Annotated in this window: 2 tRNA genes and 2 rRNA genes; all 4 read right to left on the bottom strand. The window is 52.6% G+C overall.

The features are described 5' to 3' along the window. Positions 1-20: 20 nt before the first annotated feature. Positions 21-136: ribosomal RNA gene (rrf, locus tag ACZ60J_RS39410) — 5S ribosomal RNA — on the bottom strand. Between the two features lie 99 nt (positions 137-235). Then, positions 236-3,129, bottom strand: a 23S ribosomal RNA gene (locus ACZ60J_RS39405). 207 nt (positions 3,130-3,336) lie between these two features. Continuing rightward, positions 3,337-3,412: transfer RNA gene (locus ACZ60J_RS39400), tRNA-Ala, on the bottom strand. A 38-nt stretch (positions 3,413-3,450) separates the two neighbouring features. After that, positions 3,451-3,527: transfer RNA gene (locus tag ACZ60J_RS39395), tRNA-Ile, on the bottom strand. Between the last annotated feature and the right edge of the window lie 44 nt (positions 3,528-3,571).

Genomic DNA, 3,571 nt, shown 5'->3' with positions numbered 1-3,571 from the left:
ACTGATAACGTTTATTTGATGCCTGGCAGTGTCCTACTCTCGCATGGGGAGACCCCACACTACCATCGGCGCTACGGCGTTTCACTTCTGAGTTCGGCATGGGGTCAGGTGGGACCACCGCGCTATTGCCGCCAGGCAAATTCTGTTTCATTCCAACCGCCTCACTTCCATGAAGCCATCAGAACCAATCTTGGAACGTCGCTGAAAATCTCTCTAAAAACACCTTCGGTGTTGTAAGGTTAAGCCTCACGGATCATTAGTACTGGTTAGCTCAATGCATCGCTGCACTTACACACCCAGCCTATCAACGTCTTAGTCTTAAACGTTCCTTCAGGGACCTTAAAGGCCCAGGGAAGACTCATCTTGAGGCGCGCTTCCCGCTTAGATGCCTTCAGCGGTTATCGCTTCCGTACATAGCTACCCGGCAATGCCACTGGCGTGACAACCGGTACACCAGAGGTACGTCCACTCCGGTCCTCTCGTACTAGGAGCAGCCCCTCTCAAATATCCAACGCCCATGGCAGATAGGGACCAAACTGTCTCACGACGTTTTGAACCCAGCTCACGTACCTCTTTAAATGGCGAACAGCCATACCCTTGGGACCGGCTACAGCCCCAGGATGAGATGAGCCGACATCGAGGTGCCAAACACCGCCGTCGATATGAACTCTTGGGCGGTATCAGCCTGTTATCCCCGGAGTACCTTTTATCCGTTGAGCGATGGCCCTTCCATACAGAACCACCGGATCACTAAGTCCTAGTTTCCTACCTGCTTGATCCGTCGATCTTGCAGTCAAGCACGCTTATGCCTTTGCACACAGTGCGCGATGTCCGACCGCGCTGAGCGTACCTTCGAGCTCCTCCGTTACTCTTTAGGAGGAGACCGCCCCAGTCAAACTACCCACCATACACGGTCCCCGACCCAGATAATGGGCCCAGGTTAGAACGTCAAGCACGACAGGGTGGTATTTCAAGGATGGCTCCACTGCAGCTAGCGCCACAGTTTCATAGCCTCCCACCTATCCTACACAGACGAACTCAACGTTCAGTGTAAAGCTATAGTAAAGGTTCACGGGGTCTTTCCGTCTTGCCACGGGAACGCTGCATCTTCACAGCGATTTCAATTTCACTGAGTCTCGGGTGGAGACAGCGCCGCTGTCGTTACGCCATTCGTGCAGGTCGGAACTTACCCGACAAGGAATTTCGCTACCTTAGGACCGTTATAGTTACGGCCGCCGTTTACTGGGGCTTCGATCAAGAGCTTCGCCTTGCGGCTGACCCCATCAATTAACCTTCCAGCACCGGGCAGGCGTCACACCCTATACGTCCACTTTCGTGTTTGCAGAGTGCTGTGTTTTTGATAAACAGTCGCAGCGGCCTGGTTACTGCGACCCTCTTCAGCTATAGCTCGCACGAGCCACCAAAAAGGGTGCACCTTCTCCCGAAGTTACGGTGCCATGTTGCCTAGTTCCTTCACCCGAGTTCTCTCAAGCGCCTGAGAATTCTCATCCTACCCACCTGTGTCGGTTTACGGTACGGTCTGCGTAAGCTGAAGCTTAGGAGCTTTTCCTGGAAGCGTGGTATCAGTGACTTCGCCATAAAGGCTCGTCTCGGTGCTCGGTCTTAAAGGATCCCGGATTTGCCAAAGATCCAAACCTACCGCCTTTCCCCAGGACAACCAACGCCTGGTACACCTAACCTTCTCCGTCCCTCCATCGCACTTACGCGAGGTGCAGGAATATTAACCTGCTTCCCATCGACTACGACTTTCGTCCTCGCCTTAGGGGCCGACTCACCCTGCGCCGATTAACGTTGCGCAAGGAAACCTTGGGCTTTCGGCGTGCGGGTTTTTCACCCGCATTATCGTTACTCATGTCAGCATTCGCACTTCCGATACCTCCAGCAGACTTCTCAATCCACCTTCAACGGCTTACGGAACGCTCCTCTACCGCGCATACAAAGTATGCACCCCAAGCTTCGGTTCACTGCTTAGCCCCGTTAAATCTTCCCCGCAGACCGACTCGACCAGTGAGCTATTACGCTTTCTTTAAAGGGTGGCTGCTTCTAAGCCAACCTCCTGGCTGTCTGTGCCTTTCCACATGGTTTTCCACTTAGCAGTGAATTTGGGACCTTAGCTGTGGGTCTGGGTTGTTTCCCTTTTCACGACGGACGTTAGCACCCGCCGTGTGTCTCCCATACAGTCCGTCTCGGTATTCGGAGTTTGCAATGGTTTGGTAAGTCGCGATGACCCCCTAGCCATAACAGTGCTCTACCCCCGAGAGGATACATATGAGGCGCTACCTAAATAGCTTTCGAGGAGAACCAGCTATCTCCGGGTTCGATTAGCTTTTCACTCCTAATCACACCTCATCCCCTACCTTTGCAACGGGAGTGGGTTCGGGCCTCCAGTGCGTGTTACCGCACCTTCACCCTGGGCATGACTAGATCACCCGGTTTCGGGTCTACTGCCCGCGACTATGCGCCCTTATCAGACTCGGTTTCCCTTCGCCTCCCCTATACGGTTAAGCTTGCCACGAACAGTAAGTCGCTGACCCATTATACAAAAGGTACGCAGTCACTCCTTGCGGAGCTCCTACTGCTTGTACGCACACGGTTTCAGGTTCTATTTCACTCCCCTCTCCGGGGTTCTTTTCGCCTTTCCCTCACGGTACTGGTTCACTATCGGTCGGTCAGGAGTATTTAGCCTTGGAGGATGGTCCCCCCATGTTCAGACAGGGTTTCACGTGCCCCGCCCTACTCATCGAACTCACGACCTGTGCATTTTAGTGTACGGGGCTATCACCCTTTGCTGCGCGACTTTCCAGACGCTTCCACTAACACACAAGCCGATTCAGGTTCTGGGCTCCTCCCCGTTCGCTCGCCGCTACTGGGGGAATCTCGGTTGATTTCTTTTCCTCTGGTTACTTAGATATTTCAGTTCACCAGGTTCGCCTCATGCCACTATGTATTCATGACATGATAGTGTGTCGAAACACACTGGGTTTCCCCATTCGGGTATCGCCGGTTATAACGGTTCATATCACCTTACCGACGCTTTTCGCAGATTAGCACGCCCTTCATCGCCTCTGACTGCCTAGGCATCCACCGTGTACGCTTAGTCACTTAACCTCACAACCCGAAGATGTTTCCATCGTTCGTGCTGCAAACATTTGAGAGACTCTATGACAGGTTACTCTTCATCCCAGTACATCTACGGAGGGATAAATTTCAGCCGTCATGTTTCAATTTTCAGCTTGTTCCAGATTGTTAAAGAGCAAAATACTTCGCAGCATACTGTCGCCAATATACTCTGAAGTATTGAAATACCGGACTATATGGTGGAGCTAAGCGGGATCGAACCGCTGACCTCCTGCATGCAATGCAGGCGCTCTCCCAGCTGAGCTATAGCCCCATACAGTCACGTGCAGTACCTTTTCCACTTCGAAGAAGTGGTAGGCCTGAGTGGACTTGAACCACCGACCTCACCCTTATCAGGGGTGCGCTCTAACCACCTGAGCTACAAGCCTATAAAGGTATTTCTGCTCGTTACTTTCTATCAGACAATCTGTGT

Source organism: Streptomyces sp. NPDC104226, from assembly GCF_055584085.1.
Note: the sequence above shows the minus strand (reverse complement) of the source record. Positions and strands in the feature narration are given on the sequence as shown.